This window comes from Paracoccus gahaiensis (assembly GCF_005048225.1).
Classification (GTDB): Bacteria; Pseudomonadota; Alphaproteobacteria; order Rhodobacterales; family Rhodobacteraceae; genus Paracoccus; species Paracoccus gahaiensis.
Genome location: NZ_SUNI01000008.1, coordinates 1 through 16623, shown reverse-complemented (window position 1 = coordinate 16623; position 16623 = coordinate 1). Strand labels below are relative to the sequence as shown.

Annotated in this window: 15 protein-coding genes and 1 pseudogene; 10 read left to right on the top strand and 6 right to left on the bottom strand. The window is 65.6% G+C overall.

The features are described from left to right. Positions 1-89 (top strand): IS3 family transposase (locus tag FA743_RS20850; RefSeq protein WP_342774384.1); only part of this gene is annotated, 89 nt, incomplete at its 5' end. Between the two features lie 307 nt (positions 90-396). Here FA743_RS20850 and FA743_RS10400 read toward each other — a convergent pair. The 4 genes from FA743_RS10400 to FA743_RS10385 all read right to left on the bottom strand — a co-directional run bounded on the left by FA743_RS10400 (position 397) and on the right by FA743_RS10385 (position 5756). Further along, entirely contained in the window at positions 397-1359 is a 963-nt protein-coding gene (locus FA743_RS10400) for a sugar-binding transcriptional regulator (RefSeq protein ID WP_136886047.1), read from the bottom strand. Positions 1360-1701: 342 nt separating this feature from the next. Beyond that, on the bottom strand, positions 1702-2634 hold the full coding sequence (locus FA743_RS10395; protein WP_136886045.1) for a sugar phosphate isomerase/epimerase family protein: 933 nt from the start codon (positions 2632-2634) through the stop codon (positions 1702-1704). Between the two features lie 10 nt (positions 2635-2644). Further along, positions 2645-4162 carry a glycerol-3-phosphate dehydrogenase gene (locus FA743_RS10390; RefSeq protein ID WP_136886044.1) on the bottom strand — a complete coding sequence of 506 codons (1518 nt, stop codon included), beginning with the start codon at positions 4160-4162 and terminating at the stop codon, positions 2645-2647. Next, positions 4152-5756 (bottom strand): FGGY-family carbohydrate kinase, encoded by a 1605-nt coding sequence (locus FA743_RS10385; protein ID WP_136886043.1) that lies wholly within the window; start codon positions 5754-5756, stop codon positions 4152-4154. Before FA743_RS10385 ends, FA743_RS10390 begins: the two co-directional genes overlap by 11 nt. A 292-nt stretch (positions 5757-6048) precedes the next feature. Here FA743_RS10385 and FA743_RS10380 point away from each other — a divergent pair, with 292 nt between their 5' ends. The 6 genes from FA743_RS10380 to FA743_RS10355 all read left to right on the top strand — a co-directional run bounded on the left by FA743_RS10380 (position 6049) and on the right by FA743_RS10355 (position 13593). Continuing rightward, a complete protein-coding gene (locus FA743_RS10380) occupies positions 6049-6705 on the top strand; it encodes a DUF2291 family protein (protein ID WP_136886042.1) in 657 nt (218 codons plus the stop codon). Continuing rightward, the gene (locus tag FA743_RS10375) at positions 6702-8225 is read left to right on the top strand and encodes a sugar ABC transporter ATP-binding protein (protein WP_136886041.1); all 1524 of its coding nucleotides are present in this window, start codon (positions 6702-6704) and stop codon (positions 8223-8225) included. Before FA743_RS10380 ends, FA743_RS10375 begins: the two co-directional genes overlap by 4 nt. A gap of 20 nt (positions 8226-8245) precedes the next feature. Continuing rightward, entirely contained in the window at positions 8246-9283 is a 1038-nt protein-coding gene (locus FA743_RS10370) for an ABC transporter permease (RefSeq protein ID WP_136886040.1), read from the top strand. Between the two features lie 74 nt (positions 9284-9357). Further along, a complete protein-coding gene (locus FA743_RS10365) occupies positions 9358-10308 on the top strand; it encodes a D-ribose ABC transporter substrate-binding protein (protein ID WP_246054919.1) in 951 nt (316 codons plus the stop codon). A gap of 127 nt (positions 10309-10435) precedes the next feature. Further along, positions 10436-11944, top strand: coding sequence for an FGGY-family carbohydrate kinase (locus FA743_RS10360; RefSeq protein ID WP_136886039.1), 1509 nt, complete (start codon positions 10436-10438; stop codon positions 11942-11944). After that, complete coding sequence (locus tag FA743_RS10355) at positions 11941-13593, top strand: glycerol-3-phosphate dehydrogenase/oxidase (protein WP_136886038.1); 1653 nt, start codon at positions 11941-11943, stop codon at positions 13591-13593. Before FA743_RS10360 ends, FA743_RS10355 begins: the two co-directional genes overlap by 4 nt. A 171-nt stretch (positions 13594-13764) precedes the next feature. Here FA743_RS10355 and FA743_RS10350 read toward each other — a convergent pair whose 3' ends face one another. Both FA743_RS10350 and FA743_RS10345 read right to left on the bottom strand, forming a co-directional pair. Then, positions 13765-14007 carry a hypothetical protein gene (locus tag FA743_RS10350; protein WP_136886037.1) on the bottom strand — a complete coding sequence of 81 codons (243 nt, stop codon included), beginning with the start codon at positions 14005-14007 and terminating at the stop codon, positions 13765-13767. A 69-nt stretch (positions 14008-14076) separates the two neighbouring features. Then, positions 14077-14670 (bottom strand): hypothetical protein, encoded by a 594-nt coding sequence (locus FA743_RS10345; protein WP_136886036.1) that lies wholly within the window; start codon positions 14668-14670, stop codon positions 14077-14079. A 473-nt stretch (positions 14671-15143) separates the two neighbouring features. Between FA743_RS10345 and FA743_RS10340 the strand changes: the two genes are divergently transcribed. The 3 genes and pseudogenes from FA743_RS10340 to FA743_RS10330 all read left to right on the top strand — a co-directional run. After that, positions 15144-15500: a hypothetical protein gene (locus tag FA743_RS10340; RefSeq protein ID WP_136886035.1), complete on the top strand. Its 357-nt coding sequence runs from the start codon at positions 15144-15146 to the stop codon at positions 15498-15500. Next, positions 15497-16021 (top strand): DUF6036 family nucleotidyltransferase, encoded by a 525-nt coding sequence (locus tag FA743_RS10335; RefSeq protein ID WP_211242241.1) that lies wholly within the window; start codon positions 15497-15499, stop codon positions 16019-16021. Before FA743_RS10340 ends, FA743_RS10335 begins: the two co-directional genes overlap by 4 nt. A gap of 30 nt (positions 16022-16051) precedes the next feature. Further along, positions 16052-16623, top strand: a pseudogene (locus tag FA743_RS10330) (IS3 family transposase); the annotation flags it as partial.

The window sequence follows — 16623 nt, the reverse complement described above, 5'->3', positions numbered from 1 at the left end:
TCGAACGCTTCTACAATCCGCGGCGGCGCCATTCGAAACTGGGCTACCTCAGCCCAATGGAGTTCGAGGCGCGCGCTATGCTAGCTTAACCTGCCGTCCACAAAACCGGCAGCAGCTCATTCCGTCAGTTTTGAGCCGACTCCGCTTAATATAATCTGCGAACTCTCATTGGCCGAGCCGCAGTCATAAGCAGCGCAAAGCTGGCGTCCGCAGGGCATCCTGTTAACCGGCTTGTATGGCTCCCACTTCGCCTCAAGCTGAACTTGGTTTCCTAGGTCGATAGACATCTTTTAGGGCCACAGGTGGTTTACGGCCGCGCCTTGCGGACGCGAGGTTGAGTAGAAACGACCGATACGTGCTTTGTCCCGGCACCTCCCATTTCAAGTCATGGCTTGATTATCGGCTAAGGGGGTCGATCAGCCCGCGGGCCGTCACCTCATCAGTGATCAACCCGGACAGGCGGCCGCTTTTCAGCACGGCCTGGATCGCCTCCAGCTTTTGCGGGCCGCCGGCGATGACCACGATCCGGTGATCATTACCCCGGTCTAAATCGACCGACAGGGTGCGCGCGCTGAGCGTCGTGTGCAGCACCTGACCAGCCGCGTCGAAGAAATGTCCCATCATCTCCCCCAAACCGCCCGCGGCGGCGATCTCGGCGATCTCGCGCCGCTCGATCATGCCTGACGCGACCAGTTGCGCCCCCGCATCTGCGGTGCCCATGCCGACAAATTTCAGTGTCGCGCTGTTCGAAAGATCAAAGATGTCGCGCACGCCAGGTTGGGACAAGAGTACCGCACGGTCGCCTTCGGAATTGGCAAAAAACGGCACCGGCAGCACAAAGGCCTGCGCGCCGGTCTTTTCTGCCAATGAGTGCATCACATCATGCGGATTGGCAGCGTAATGCCGTGTCAGCCCACCCAGCAGCGACACGAAGCGCGTCGCGCTGGCGTCAAAACGCGGCAGTTGCGCCACCGCCGCCGCCAGCGTACGGCCATGGCCCAGACCGATGACCTTATGGTCGCCGCGCTCGATCTCCCGGCGCAGAAAGGCCGCGCCCGCCAGCCCCAGGGCGCGCAGCGGCAACCCCTCTTCGCCCAGATCGGGGGCAACCTCGCAGGATTGCAGCCCAAAACGGGCGCATAACTGATCCTCCAGCATGGCGCATTCGACGATCTCGCCGTCGATGCTGACCTTGACGACGCCCTCAGCCACAGCGCGGGCGATCAGGCGATGGGCCTTGACGCTTGGCAGGCCAAGCCGCTTGGCGACCGCCGCCTGCGTCAAACCGCCCGCGTAATGCAGCCATGCCGCCCGGATCGCCAGACTCTGTTCGGGATCAACAGGACCGCGCCGCGACATCAGCCCGCCGACCACATCTGGGCGGCAGGATCGTGGACCGGAAGGGACCCCGGATTGGCCTTCATCGACAACGAACCGGCCGCAGTCGACTGCGCCGCGCCGTCGTTGCACTGGGCGTTCAGCCTTGGCAGGCCCGTGGCGCACGAACGATCCGCCGGTAGCGCCAGTCCCGTGCTGCGTGTGGCATCTTTGCCATGAATCCGCATCACACAGCCCCCAAGGACTCGTCAGGGGCCGGGGCCAGGTCCGCCTGGCCGCGCCCGTACGGAACCAAGGTCGCGGTGGCAAAGGCGAAGTTCGTTGGCATGGGGGGTGTTCCCGTGGCAGTTGTTGTCGGACTCGTCAGCTATTCAGCTTATCCGCGCCGGTGTCGATATGTGGTGCCCAGAAGGCGATGCTTTCCGCGATCTGGGCGATCACCTGCCGGTCGTTCGGCTCGCGCTCCTTGAAGCTTAGCTCCAGACAGATTTCGTTGTCCCGCGCGCCACCCTCGGCCAGCGCCGCCAACAGCGGTTCGGGCTGGATGCGCCCGCGGGCGTTGAACTCGGTCGTGAAAGGGCGGTGGCCGCTCTTGTCCATCAGTGACTGTTTGATATGGATGATCGGGCTGACGCGCGGCACGGCACGCGCCCAGGCATAGGGGTCGACATCATCGGGATCGACGCTGGTCACGTCGCCATGGTCGATATCGGCCATCATCCACATCGGCACCGCCATGCCCGCCGCGGTCAGCCGGTCCTGCAGGGCCATGGCCCCGGCGATGGTGTCGCCGAATTCGCGGCCCACGCTCATCGGTTCCCAGAAGATATAATCCAGCCCGGCGGATTTGGCGTGATCGGCGACTTCGGCCCATGCGTCGATGGCGATGCGGATCAGATCTTCGCGCCGGGCAGCTTCGTCGAAGTCGCGATAGGTGAAGATCGCGAACTGCGTCCCGATCGAGGTCCCGCCCAGATCGGCGGTGATGTCGGCAAAACTCTTGAACCAGTCGATATAGTACCGGCGCACATCGGCATCGGGATGGCCGAAATGGTTCAGGCGGCCATAGGGACCGGTCATGCCGCTGGTCACCCGCACGCCTGTGCGATCCAGGGCCGCGCGCATGGCGCGGGTCAGGCGGCGGATCACCGGAGCGGGCCAGCTAGGGTTGATGAATTCATGCGTCAGCTGCAGATCGCGGATCTTCAGGTCGCGTGCGACCGTGTCGATCAGATCGTCGGGTTCCGCGTAACGGTTGACCAGCGGGTTGGTGTTCAGCGACAGGGTCAGGGGCATGGCATGTCCTTCAGGCGGCCCGCGCCAGATCCGATCCGTTGAACCAATCGGCAAAGGCTGCCTGTTCGTCGGAGGTCAGGTGCAGGTAATGCTTGGTGCGGCGGGTCAGGATGTCTTCAGGCGTCTCGGCCCATTCGGTCGCGACGAGATAACGGACTTCGGCCTCGTACAATTGCCCACCGAAATGGCGGCCAAGCGCCGCAAGGTTCATCGCCCCGGCCACGACATTCTTCGTGCGCGCGCCGTAAAGCCGACCGTAATGGCGGACCAGATCCCGGGGCATCCAGGGGTGCAGCTCGCGCAGCAGGTTGGCGAAACTTTCGTAATCGGCATTGGCGATCTCTCCTCCCGGCAGAGGCGCGGTTTCGGTCCAATCCGGCCCCATCTGCGGGAAGAGGTCGGTCAGGCGGTGCATCCCGCGTTCGGCCAGCTCGCGGAAGGTGGTGATCTTGCCGCCAAAGACGTTCAGCAGCGGCGCCCCCCCGGTCTGGTCCAGATCGAAGACGTAGTCGCGCGTCACCGCCGACGGGTTGCCCTGCCCGTCATCGAACAGCGGCCTGACCCCCGAAAAGCTGTGCAGCACATCCGAGCGGCGCAGCTTTTCCTTGAAATAGCGGTTCACGGCGGCCAGCAGATAGTCGATTTCGGCCGCGTCGGCGGTCACGTCCTCGGCCCGGCCCTCATAGGCGATGTCGGTGGTGCCGATCAGCGCCATGTTCCCTTCGTAGGGGTTGATGAAGATCACGCGCTTGTCGTGGTTCTGCACCAGATAGGCATTGGGGCCGTCCCACCACTTAGGCACGATAATATGGCTGCCCTTGACCAGTCGCACGTTGCGGGCAGAGTTCGATCCGGCCACGCGCGTGATGATGTCGCTGACCCAGGGGCCTGCGCAATTGACCAGACAGCGGGCGCGGAACCGGCGTTCCTCCCCCGTGACCGTGTCGCGGGTGGTGACCGCCCACAGATCGCCCTCGCGCCGGGCCGAGATGCAGGCTGTCCGGGTCATGACAGTTGCGCCCTTTTCCGCCGCATCGACGGCGTTCAGCACCACCAGACGCGCATCATCGACCCAGCAATCGCTGTATTCGAACCCCTTGTGATAGCGGTCCAGCAGCGGCGCGCCCACCGGATCGCGGCGCAGGTCCAGCGTGCGGGTGCCGGGCAGCTTGTTGCGCCCGCCAAGGTTGTCGTACAGGAACAGCCCCAACCGGACCAGCCATGCGGGCCGGTCGTCGGGGCTGTGGGGCAGCACGAAGCGCATCGGCCAGATGATATGCGGGGCGGCGTTCATCAGCACCTCGCGTTCGATCAGCGCCTCGCGGACCAGCCGAAATTCGTAGTATTCCAGATAGCGCAGGCCCCCGTGAACCAGCTTGCCGGAGCGGGACGAGGTGCCTTGCGCCAGATCGTCCTTTTCGCACAGGACGACCGACAGGCCCCGTCCGGCGGCGTCGCGGGCCATGCCGGCCCCGTTGATGCCTCCGCCGATCACGAAAAGATCGACGGTCTCGGTCTCAATGGTCATCTTGCGGTCCTTTCGACGACGGCACGAGGCCGGGTTGCGCCTCGCGCAGGCGGGCGAGCGCCTGCCAGGTTGCTGGCATGATCCGGCGCGAGGCGGCAAAGGCGGGATAGAGGCGGTGATAGGTGGCGGCCAGCGCCGGGTCGGGGGGTTCGGGCGCCCCCAGCAGCGGCGTGACCCATTCGGCGATGCAGGCCGGCATGTCGGGATAGGCCCCGATGGCCACGGCGGCCATCATCGCAGCCCCCGCCGCCCCGGCCTCGTCCCGGGCCGAGACGCGGACCGGCGCGCCCAGGCTGGCCGACAGGATCGCGCGCAGGGCCGGGGACCGCGCCGCGCCGCCGGTTAGGCGCAGCTCGGACGGCAGGGGGCCCATCGCAGCATAGCAGTCGCGCATCGCCATCCCCAGCCCTTCGGCCACGGCGCGGACCAGATCAGGATAGCGGTGCCCCGCCGACAGGCCCATGAACCCCGCCCGGGCGCCGGCATCGACAAAGGGCCCACGCTCGCCCGCCTCCGAGATATAGGGATGATACAGGATCTGCCCCGGCAGGGCCGCGCCCAGCCAGCCGTCCAGATAGCCCACCAGATCGCGATGGGTGACCGGAGTGCCCATGTCGGACATGATCCCGGCGGCAAGGCTCAGCACCCAGTCAAGGTTCAGGGTCGCGGCCATGTTGGTCTGAACCTGCGTGACGACGCCCGGGATCGGCAGGCAAATCACATAACCGGTGCCCGCATCGTTCAGATGCACGCGCTCCGCAGTCACCGCCCGCAGATGCACGCCGGTCGATCCGACGGTCGAACAGGCCACATCGCCCGTCCCGCCCACCACGCCCGCGCCAAGCGCGGTCATCACCATATCGACATAGCCTAGGCTGACCGGCGTGCCTGCCCGCAGCCCGGTCATCCGTGCGGCATCGGCGCTGAGGGGATGGGTGGTTTGCGTCCCGTCCACGATCGGCGGCAACAGCCCGCGCCGCGCCGTTAGGCCAAGCGCGGCGATGACCTGATCGTCATACAGGCGGGTGCGGAAATCGCCGAAGGTGAAACTGGCCTCGGACGGGTCGGTGGCGCGGATGCCGGTCAGGTTCAGATATAGCCAGTCCTTGCAATGCAGCGCCACCTCGGCCCGGCCCAGAAGTTCGGGGTGATGGTCCTGCATATGGGCCATCTGCGCCCCCTGCTGGCAGGTGTTCAGCCCGGTCCCGGTCGCGAGGAATCGCAGGCGGTCCTGCGGGCCCGCCGCCAGCCGGGCGACGGTGGGGGCGGCGCGGGCATCCAGCCACAGCCAGGCATCGCCGACGGGGCCGTCGCAACCGATCAGCCATGTGCCGTCTCCTTGCCCCGTCACCGACAGCGCCGCCGTGCGCGCGGCCAGACCCGGCACATGATGGGCCAGACCGCGCAGCGCCGCCGCGCAATCGGCCCATGTCCGCGCCATGTCCTGCGTCACCGCCCCTTGCCCGTCCGCATGATAGCGGTTCGGGACCGAGGCCGCGCCCAGCTGCCGGCCCGACAGATCGAACCCCACCGCCTTGATGACCGAGGTGCCCGCATCAACGCCGATCAGGACGTCGCCCTGCTGTGTGGTCATGCCCCCTCCCATCAGGTGCGGCCTTGGCCACCCCTGTCCTTGACCTCTGTCTATATCACGATTGGCCCTCGGGAAACGTATTTTTTTACGGACATAGGAATTTATTTCAGTTACGGTATCTTTAAGCGCAGCACTCCAAGATGCGCGGATTCGCCGCAACTTGCAGCATCCGCAGCGCGAATCGACCGGAGGGGAGGCCGGAAGGGATGAGGAAAACCATCGCGACAGAACTGTGCCCGCAGGGCATCGCGCCTTCGATGCGCACAACCATGCCTTACGCAAAGGTCCTCCCATGAGAGACAGCCTGCAGACCGCGCCAAAGGCGCCCGCCCCCTCGCGCCGGGGCCAGATCGTGACGGTGGCCCTGGGCGTGGCGGTGCTGGCCGCCATTGCGCTGGACACCACGGTGGTTCAGGTCGGATCTGACACCGACACCCGCCAGCAGGCGTTTTCCGCCGCTGCCTATGGCACGGACGCATTCCCCCGCATCCGCGATGTGGTGATCGAACGTGCCGTCCCGGCGACCGAGCTGGCCACGGCCATCGCGGCGGATCAGGAGGCGGCGGTGGCCGAATACGGCACCCCGGCCTCGACCGGCGCGATCCTGATGGTCACGCTGACCGGCACCGCCGGAGAGCCGCGCGCAGGCGTCTATCCCGTCACCGTCGAGGGCCTGCCCGAGGATCTGCGCATCCGCGTCCAGACCGGCCCGGCGATCAACGGAACCGAGTTGCGCGACGCGCCTGGCGACATCGCCTTCGGTGCCTTCCGCAACCAGATCGAATATCAGGATGCGGGATCCGGCATCAATCGCGCCATGCTGGCCCAGGTTCTGGAGCCTGTCGACACCACCGCCCTGGCGGGCCGGCAGATCACCGTCACCGGGGCCTTCCGGCTGATCAATCCGTCGAACTGGCTGATCACCCCCGTCGCGCTGGAGGTCGAATGACCGCCCCCCGGAAGACGGCGCCCGAAGCGGTCCTGGCCGCCCGAAACGTCGCCAAGTCCTATGGTCAGGTCCATGCACTGAAGGGCGTCAATTTTGACATCCATCGCGGTCATGTGACCACGCTGTTCGGCGAGAACGGCGCCGGCAAATCGACGCTGATGAAGATCCTGTCGGGGGTCATCCAGCCCACCTCGGGCGAGATCGTGCTGGACGGCCAGCCGGTCAGCTTTGCCAATGCCAACGAGGCGCGCGACCGGGGCATCTCGATCATCCATCAGGAACTGTCGCTGGCCCCGAATCTGTCGGTGCGCGACAACATCTTCATGGGACGAGAGATCACCGGCCCCACCGGCGTCGACTTCGCCGAAGAGGAACGGCAGGTCCGCGCCCTGCTGACCGAACTGGAAGAGGACATCCACCCCTTGACCCCGGTCGAGAACCTGCGCCTCGGTCAGCAGCAGATCGTGGAAATCGCCCGCGCCCTTTCGGTGGACAGCCGCATCCTGATCATGGACGAACCGACCAGCGCCCTGTCCGCCTCCGAGGTCGAGGTCCTGTTCAAGGTCATCCGCGACCTGACCGCGCGCGGCGTCAGCATCGTCTATATCTCGCATCATCTGGAAGAGGCGCTGACCATCACCGACCATGCGGTGGTGCTGCGCGACGGGGTGATGACTGCCTATGCCCCCCGCGCCGAGATCGATCTGGAATGGATCGTGCGCAACATGGTGGGCGAGAATTACGATCTGGGATCGCCCCCGGTCACCGAACGGGGTCAGGTCGCGCTGTCGATCCGGGGCCTGTCGGTGCCCGATGCCACCGGGCAAGATCTGGTGCGGGGCCTTGATCTGGATGTGCGGGCCGGCGAGATCGTCTGCATCTATGGCCTGATGGGCGCGGGCCGCACCGAAGTGCTGGAAACCGTCGCGGGCCGGCTGCGCGCCACCGCCGGGCAGGTCGTGCTCGACGGGCACGAGATCAGCCATCTCAGCATTGCCGGACGGATCGCGCGCGGGCTGGCGCTGGTCCCCGAGGATCGCCAGCGCGACGGCCTGGTTCAGACGATGAGCGTGGGGCAGAACCTGTCGCTCGCCTCGATCGGGCGCTTCACGCGGGGGCTGTTCACCAGCCGCCGCGACGAACGCGCCCTGGTCGATGACAGCATCCGGCAGGTGACCGTCAAGACCTCGGGCGGGCATGCCGCCATCGGGTCGCTGTCGGGGGGCAACCAGCAGAAGGTCGTCATCGGCAAGATGCTGGCGACGCAGCCCCGGGTGATCCTGCTGGACGAGCCCTCGCGCGGGATCGACATCGGCGCCAAGGCCGAGGTGTTCCGCCTGCTGGCGACGGGGGCGAAATCGGGGCTGGCGGTGGTGTATTCGACCTCGGAAGTCAGCGAATGCCTGTCCATCGCGCACCGCATCATCGTCATGCACAAGGGCCGCATCTCGGCCGAATTCGACAGCAGCGTGTCCAAGGAACAGATCATGGCCGCCTCGGGCGAGTCCGTGGCCGCATGACGCGCGAGAGGGAGGAACCCATGTCCGCCACCACCACGACCGCCCCCGCCAAGCCCCGGTCCCTGAACATCGGCCGCCTGCTGCTGGAGGGGCGCGCCTTCTTCGCGCTGATCGCCATCATCGCGGTCTTCTCGGTCCTGTCGCCCAACTACTTCACGGTCGGCAATCTGCTGATCATGTCCTCTCAGGTGGCGATCTACGGCATCCTGTCCGTGGGCATGCTGCTGGTGATCCTGAACGGCGGAATCGACCTGTCGGTAGGGTCGATCCTGGCACTGTCGGGCGTGGTCGCGGGAGCGCTGATGCAGGGGGTCGAGATCGACGCGCTTGGCGTCATCCTGTACCCGCCGGTCTGGGCGGTCGTGGTCCTGACCCTGTGCGTCGGCGCCGCCGTGGGCGCGGTCAACGGCGTGCTGGTCGCGATCTTCAAGGTGCCGCCCTTCGTCGCGACGCTTGGGGTCATGTATGTGGCACGGGGCGTCGCGCTCCTGATGACCAACGGGCTGACCTACAACAACCTGCGCGGGTCCGAGGCCTTGGGCAATACCGGCTTCAACTGGCTGGGTTTCTACCGCATCGGTGGCGTTCCGATCAGCGTGATCGTGCTGGCCGTCGTGGCGCTGGCCGCCGGGCTGATGCTGGCGCGGTCGGCCTTCGGGCGGTGGCTGTATGCCTCGGGCGGGAACGAGCGCGCTGCGGAACTGTCGGGCGTGCCCGTGCGCCGCGTCAAGATCACCGTCTATGCAGTGTCGGGCGCGCTGGCGGCGGTGGCGGGATTGGTCCTTGCCTCGCAGCTGACCTCTGCAGGCCCCACGGCGGGCACGACCTACGAGCTGACGGCGATCGCCGCCGTCGTCATCGGCGGCGCCGCCCTGACCGGCGGGCGCGGCAATGTGCGCGGCACGATGCTGGGGGCCTTCGTGATCGGCTTTCTGTCGGCTGGTCTGGTGATCATCGGGATCAGTTCCTACTGGCAGACGGTATTCACCGGCGCGGTAATCGTGCTGGCCGTGCTGATGAACTCGCTTCAATACGGCGGCGGCCCGCGCAAGGGCTGACCCCGGATCGACCCTACCCGGACCCCCGATCAGGGCCGGGCGGGACACCACCACACGACAAGGGAGAGAGAACCATGATGAAGATGACGCGCCGGATGCTGATGGCTGCCGTGGCCACCGTGCCGCTGATGGCCGGATCGGCCTGGGCCGAGGGGCTGATCACCGTGATCGTGAACGATCCGGCCAACCCCTACTGGTTCACCGAGGGCGAGGTCGCCAAGGCCACCGCCGAGGAGCTGGGCTATACCGCCAACGTGGCCGCCCATCGCGGCGACACCAACACCGAAAGCACCCTGATCGACACCGCGATCACCAACCAGTCGGTTGCCATCATCCTCGATCCGGCCAATGCGGACGGTTCGGTCGGTGCCGTCCAGAAGGCCGTCGATGCGGGCATCCCGGTCTTTCTGGTGAATGCCGAGATCAATCAGGAAGGTCTGGCCAAGGCGCAGCTGGTGTCGAACAACGCCCAAGGCGCGGCCCTTGGCGCGCAGGCCTGGGTCGAGGCGATGGGCGAAGAGGGTGGCCAGTTCGTCGAGCTGTTCGGCGCACCGTCCGACAACAACGCCCAGACCCGCTCGAACGGGTACGAGACGGTGCTGAGCCAGTATCCGGAATTCGAGAAGGTCGGTCAAGAGGTCGCCAACTGGGACCGCACGCAGGGCTATCAGCGCATGCAATCTCTGCTGCAGGCCAATCCGGACGTGACCGGGGTAATTTCCGGCAATGACGAGATGGCCCTGGGCGCCATCGCCGCGCTGAAGGAATCAGGCCAGCTGGACGGCGTGATCGTCGGCGGTTTCGACGGCAGCCCCGATGCTGTCGAAGCGGTCCGGGCCGGAGAAATGGCCTATACCGTCCTGCAGCCGGTCGCGATCTTTGCCGAGGAAGCCGTCCGGCAAGCCGACAATTTCATCAAGACCGGAGAGACCGGGGCGGATGCGGAGAAGCAACTGTTCGATTGCCTGATGATCACCCCCGAGAACGTGGACGCCTATAGCGCGCCCTTCGTTCTGGACCAGTGACCACAGGCCGGGGGGGCGGGCCACCGTCCCCCGATCCTTCGATGATCCCCATGCGTGACATGACCCCTTTCCCGCGCTCGCAAGGCGTCCTGCCTGCCGCCGGTCCGAGGGCGATGGCAGGTGTGTCATGACACTGATCCTTGGCATCGACAGCGGGCTGACCGTCACGAAGGCGGTGATCTTCGACCAGACCGGTCGCGTGCGGGCCACCGCCCGCCGCCGTGTGGCCCAATCCATGCCCCGGCCCCGCCATGTCGAACGCGACATGGTCGATCTGTGGCGCCAGACCGCCGCCGCCATTGCCGACGCCCTGGCCGCCTGCGAGCGCCCGGCTTCGGATATCGCCGCCGTCGCCGCGACCGCGCATGGCGACGGACTCTATCTGCTGGACCGCAGCGGCGCGCCGCTTGGCCCCGGCATCCTGTCACTGGACAGCCGCGCGGGCGCGCTGGCCGATCACTGGCGGCTGGACGGCACAACGGACCGGGCGCTGGCGCGGACCGGGCAGATGCCTCATGCCTCGGCCCCGTCGGCGATCCTTTGCTGGCTGCGCCATCATGATCCCGACCGTTTCGCCGCCATAGGCCATGTGCTGGCCTGCAAGGATTGGCTGACCTTTTGCCTGACGGGCCGGATCGGCACCGACCTGACCGAGGCCAGCACCGCCTTCACCGATGTTCTGACGCAAGCCTATGCGCCCGATATCCCGGCAATCTTCGGGCTGGCGGGACTGCCCCTGCCTGAAATCGCCCTGCCCGATCAGGTGGTGGGCCATGTCACCCAAGCCGCCGCCGCGCTGACCGGACTGGCCCCCGGCACGCCGGTCGTGGCCGGGCTGCATGACGTGACCGCATCCGCGCTTGGTTCGGGCGGATACGACGCCGGCACGGTCGCCATAGTCGCCGGCACCTATTCGATCAACGAAACGGTGACGCGCACCCCCCGCAGCGATCCGCGCTGGTTCTGCCGCAATGGCATCCGTCCCGGCGAATGGAACGCGATGTCGATCTCGCCAGCCTCGGCCACGAATTACGACTGGTTTCTCGACACGCTCTGCGCCACCGACCGCGCGGCAGCCGAGGCGCAGGGCGACGTCTTCGCGGCCCGGATCATCCCCGAGATTGCAGCGGCGATGGCACGATCCTCGACCGCGATCTTTCATCCCTATCTGTTCGGGGCCCCGCAGGGGCCACAGGCCAGCGCGGCATTCTTCGGGCTGCGCGGCTGGCAGGATCGCGGCATCCTGCTGCGCGCAGTGATCGAGGGGATCGCCTTCAACCACCGCCAGCATGTCGACGCGCTGCGCGACGGCTTCGCCTTCACCCGTGCCCGGCTGACGGGCGGGCTGTCGCGTGCGACGCTGGTGGCACAGCTGTTCGCGGATGTGCTGCAGATGCCCGTCACGACCTCGGCCATGGACGAGGCGGCGGCATGGGGTGCGGCGCTGTGCGCGGGCACGGGGGTGGGGATCTTTGCCGCGCCCACCCAGGGCCCCGAGCCGTCCGCAACCCGGACCTGGCATCCCGATTCCGGACGCAGCGCCGCACTGGCCACGCGCTATGGGGTTTACGCCGATCTGGGCCATGCGATGGCGCCGCTCTGGCCCCGGATCGACGCCTTGCAGGAGTGGTCATGACCGACGAGATCGACGTGCTGATCCTTGGCGCGGGCATCAACGGGGCGGGACTGTTCCGCGATCTGTGCGAACAGGGGCTGACCTGCGTGATCGCCGACAAGGGCGATTACGGGGGCGGCACCTCGGCGGCGCCCTCGCGGTTGATCCACGGCGGCATCAAGTATCTGGAAACCGGGGAGCTGCGTCTGGTCGCCCAATCCACGCTGGAACGGAACCTGCTGCTGAAGAATGCGCCGCATCTGGTCCGGCCCCTGCCGACCGTCATCCCGATGTTCTCGTGGTTTCAGGGCATCGGCGCGGCCCTGCGCACGCTGATGGGTTCGACCACCGCGCCGCGCAGCCGGGGCGCGCTGCTGATGACGGCCGGGCTGGCGATGTATGATTTCTATGGCCGCCGGCACCGCGTCATGCCGCGCCATCAGATCTGGTCGCGCGCCCGCGCCCTGCAGGAGATCCCGCCCCTGACGCCGCGCATCCGCGCCGCCGGGCAATATTACGACGCCACCGTCACCCTGCCCGAGCGGCTGGTCTGGGAACTGGTCGCGGACGGGCTGCGCGCCCATCCCGCCGCTCGCGCGCTGAACCACACCGCGCTTGTCGGGACGGATGGCCAGGTGGTGCATCTGGACGGACCCTCGGGCCGGCTGTCCCTGCGTCCGCGCGTGGTGGTGAATGCGGCAGGGCCATGGATCGACCGGGTAAACGCGGCGCTCGGCGCGCCCACGACGCTGATCGGCGGCACCAAGGGGTCGCATATTCTCATGGATCATCCCGGCCTGCTGGCGGCGCTGAACGGGCGGATGATCTATTTCGAGGCCGATGACGGGCGCATCTGTCTGGTCTTCGACTATCTGGGCCGGGCGCTGGTCGGATCGACCGACATCCGCGCGGACGATCCCGATCAGGTGATGTGCGACGATGCCGAGATCGATTATTTCCTGGGCGCGCTGACCGGGCTGCTGCCAGGGCTGCGCTTTGACCGCGACCAGATCGTCTATGCCTATTCGGGCATCCGGCCCCTGCCCGCCTCGGATGCGGCCAATCCGGGGCTGATCAGCCGCGACCATTCCGCCCCGGTGGCCGAGCCGGAGGGTGCGCGCCGCTGGCCCATCATCTCGCTGGTCGGGGGGAAATGGACAACCTTCCGGGGCTTTGCCGAAGAGGTCTCGGACATGATCCTGACCCGGCTGGACCGGAGCCGCCCGGTGGACACGCGGCTGCTGCCCATCGGCGGCGGTCGCGGCTATCCCCCCGACCCCGCGGCTTGGGCGCAGGATCAGGCCGCAGCCAGCGGTGCCACTCCCCTGCGCGCCATGGTTTTGCTGGCACGCTATGGCGCTGCTGCGGCGGACCTTCTAAAAGCCGAGGGACCCGCGCCCCGGATGCTGGCCGACAGCGATCACAGCCTGCCCGAGCTTGAGTACCTGATCCGAACCGAGCAGGTCGTCCATCTGCCCGATCTGGTCATGCGCCGCACCGCGCTGGCGGTCACGGGGCGGCTGTCGAGGCGCGACCTGATCTTAATTGCCGGGCTATGCGCCGATGTGCTGGGCTGGGACGCTGTCCGGCAGGCTGCCGAGCTGCAGGAAACACAGGCGATACTGCACACGCGGCACCGCTTGCGGCAGGATCAGGCGCCGTCGGTCTGATGCACATTTCCATGAGCCTGCCGTAAGATGCGCGTTTGAGACACTGAGGACTGACAGTTACTATCGACTGGTCATGGATCTATCGACAGTAACTGCACCCTGGCGCGCTGTATTCCTTCATCAACCCTGCGGGCAGCCGGGCAGACGGTCCTGACCGCCTTTCAAGCACGGTCACGCGGCAGGTTTGCAGGGGCAGTTCCTGCGGGATATCAGCCAGCGAAACGCGAGCACGAGTCCTGCAACGAAGCCAAGGCCGGCCCCGACGATGGTCACAAGCCCCAGAAACAGCAGCTCACCCCCGCGGGTATCACCTGTCGCGGTCTCGAGCGCGATCAATGCCCCACCAAGACCGAGGCCCGAGCCCAGGACCAAGGACACGACGACGATCCCGAGGCTGCCAAGATAATCAGACATCGGCACGACAGTCGGAGGTCGGATCCGATCCCTCATGGTCCTTCCGCCCGGTTTCAGCATCACCCACCATCAGGGCGTGTCGTCCACGACGATGTCGCAATCGGGTTCGGTTCCTGTCGCACGCACGGCTGCGTTGCATTCATCCAGAGCCGACTGGCGCGTGTCATCGCCACCCCAGATGGCCCAGGCCGCCGTTTGGCGCGATCGCGCCACATAGATTGGACCATCCAGCTCATCGGCACCCCGTTCCAGTGCATACATCACATCGTGAGACAGCTGCGGGGTGTCCGCGTCCCACTCTTCCGGGACGATCTGGCCAATCAGTCGGCAGCGCGAGGCCGCCTCGGTGCGTTCCTCCTCGCAATCGCTCAGCGCAGCCTGCTCGGCCGCCTTCAGCGAGTGCAGCTTGGCGCGGATACGGATCGCCAGCTGCTGCGAGTTCTCGGGCACATGCGCGGCAACCGCCCCGAAGAAATGGTCTTCGCCCAGCTTGTCGATGATCATGGTGCCGATCTCCTGCACCGCCTCCGGTGTCAAACCTTCGTCCAGGATGATCAGCCGATAGCTTTCCGGATCGGGAAGCAGGGCCAGGGTCTGATCCGTAGTCAGAGGAAGTTGAGGGCCGGTCGACTGTGCGGAGGCGGCGGTAGTCGTCGCTGCCAAGGCACACGCGATCCCCGCCACCAAACTCAGCAGGGGTGCTGTGCCTCTGCACCCCTGGTGCGCTGCGATCCCATTTCGTGCCATATGCCAACCCCTGTTCCTGCACCTGTTCTTGTGCTGAACAGATTCGCTCAGTTCCGGGTGCTCATAGTCCTTCGATTGGGACACGGGTCAATCCCTGCCACGATAGGTCCGCCGATACGAGCCATGGCTGACCCTCGGGCACGAGTGTGTACCTCGCGGGCTCGGCGTCGCCCAGGATCAGTCCTGTCGCAGGAGCGCGAACGCGCCAGGATCTATGAGATCGTTTAAAATGAAACATTTAACTGCTCTGACGGGTCTGTTTCTCAAGCAAAGCTGGTATAAGTTGCTGCGACCATGGTCGCTAACGGCATGACTAATCCAACGGGTCTTGCCCGAAACCGGATGGAATGCTTATCTGTGTTCGGAGTTTTTGTGCTGAAGGGCATGCTATGACCTACCAGAAGGTCAACACGGAGATGGTGAACGACCGGGCGAAGTTGCTGATGCACCGCCTGATTGCTCGTCGTATCTCGCACCAGCCCGAGCTGATCGAGGCGGTCAAACGCAATCTAACCACAGGTCCCCTGTCGCTGAGTAGCAATCGAGAATGGCTTGAGATCCTTGATCTGATGCCCGGCGAGGTCCGCCGCACGATCACCTCGCGATCAAAGAAGATGGAACGCCTGCGCATCAGCAGCCCCTTTTCGACAGTGGCCGGCCTGCAGGATCCTACGTTCCGCAAGCGGATCTGGAAGGTCGCCAAGAAGGGTCGCGAGACAATCAAGCAGGGCGCACTTACTAGGTGAGTGACGTCCGCACGATCGAAGATCTCAAGCGCGCCGTTCGTGCGCTTGCGACACATTTCCAACCCGACACCGTTGTCATTATCGGCAGCCAGTCAGTCCTTCTGGAATGGCCGGAGGCCCCCATTCTAATGAGAACCTCAGGGGAGATCGATGCCTATCCAATCAACTGGCTTGGCTGGGAAGCGGAGAACCCGGGTGAAGAGGCATCAGAGGAGATCAACGCCCTTTTCGGTTGGGGCTCAATGTTTCACGATGCGCACGGCTTTTACATTGATGGTGTAGACGCCAACACTGCAACCCTTCCTCTAGGCTGGCAGGATCGCGTCATCCATCTGGCGGTCCAGATGGGCGCGGCGACCGTAACCGCGATCGCACCTTCTCCCGAAGACCTCGTCGTCTCCAAGCTTGTCAGGCTCGACGAGAAGGATATTGCCTACATCAGAGAGCGCAACCGTTTCCGGCCACTGGACATTGAGACGATCAGGCAGTGGACCTGTCGCGGTTTGGTGCCGCTCCTTTGATAGCATAATGTGCAGCAAAGGAGATGAACTATGGGCACGGCCAGGACGAATGAATTTCGAAAGAATGCGGTGCGGATCGCCCTGACCAGCGGGCTCTCACGCAAACAGATCGCTGATGATCTTGGGATTGGGATGTCGACGCTGAACAAGTGGATCACGACGCATGGTGACACAGATGTGGTGTCGAATGAGGATCGCGAACTTGCGCTTGAAAACGACCGGCTTCGGCGTGAGAAATGCAGACTTCGCGAGGAGAGGGACATCCTAAAAAAAGCCACCCAGTTCTTCGCGAGCCAAAAGCTGTGAGGTTCCGGTTCGTTAAAGAACAGTGCGGGGCTTTCCCGATCGACCGGCTGTGTCGGGTGATGAATGTCAGCCCCCGCGGGCTGCGGGCTTTCCGTAGCCGCCCTGCCAGCCGCAGGCAGCACATGGACATGGTGGTTCTGGCGCACATCAAGGAGCAGTTGCGACTGAGCCTGGGTAGCTACGGCTGCCCCAGGATGACAGAGGAACTGAAGGAAGTCGAGGTCGATGTCGGGCACCGCAGGGTCGGGCGACTGATGCGCGAGAACGGGATCGTCGTTGAACGAACGAGGAAATTC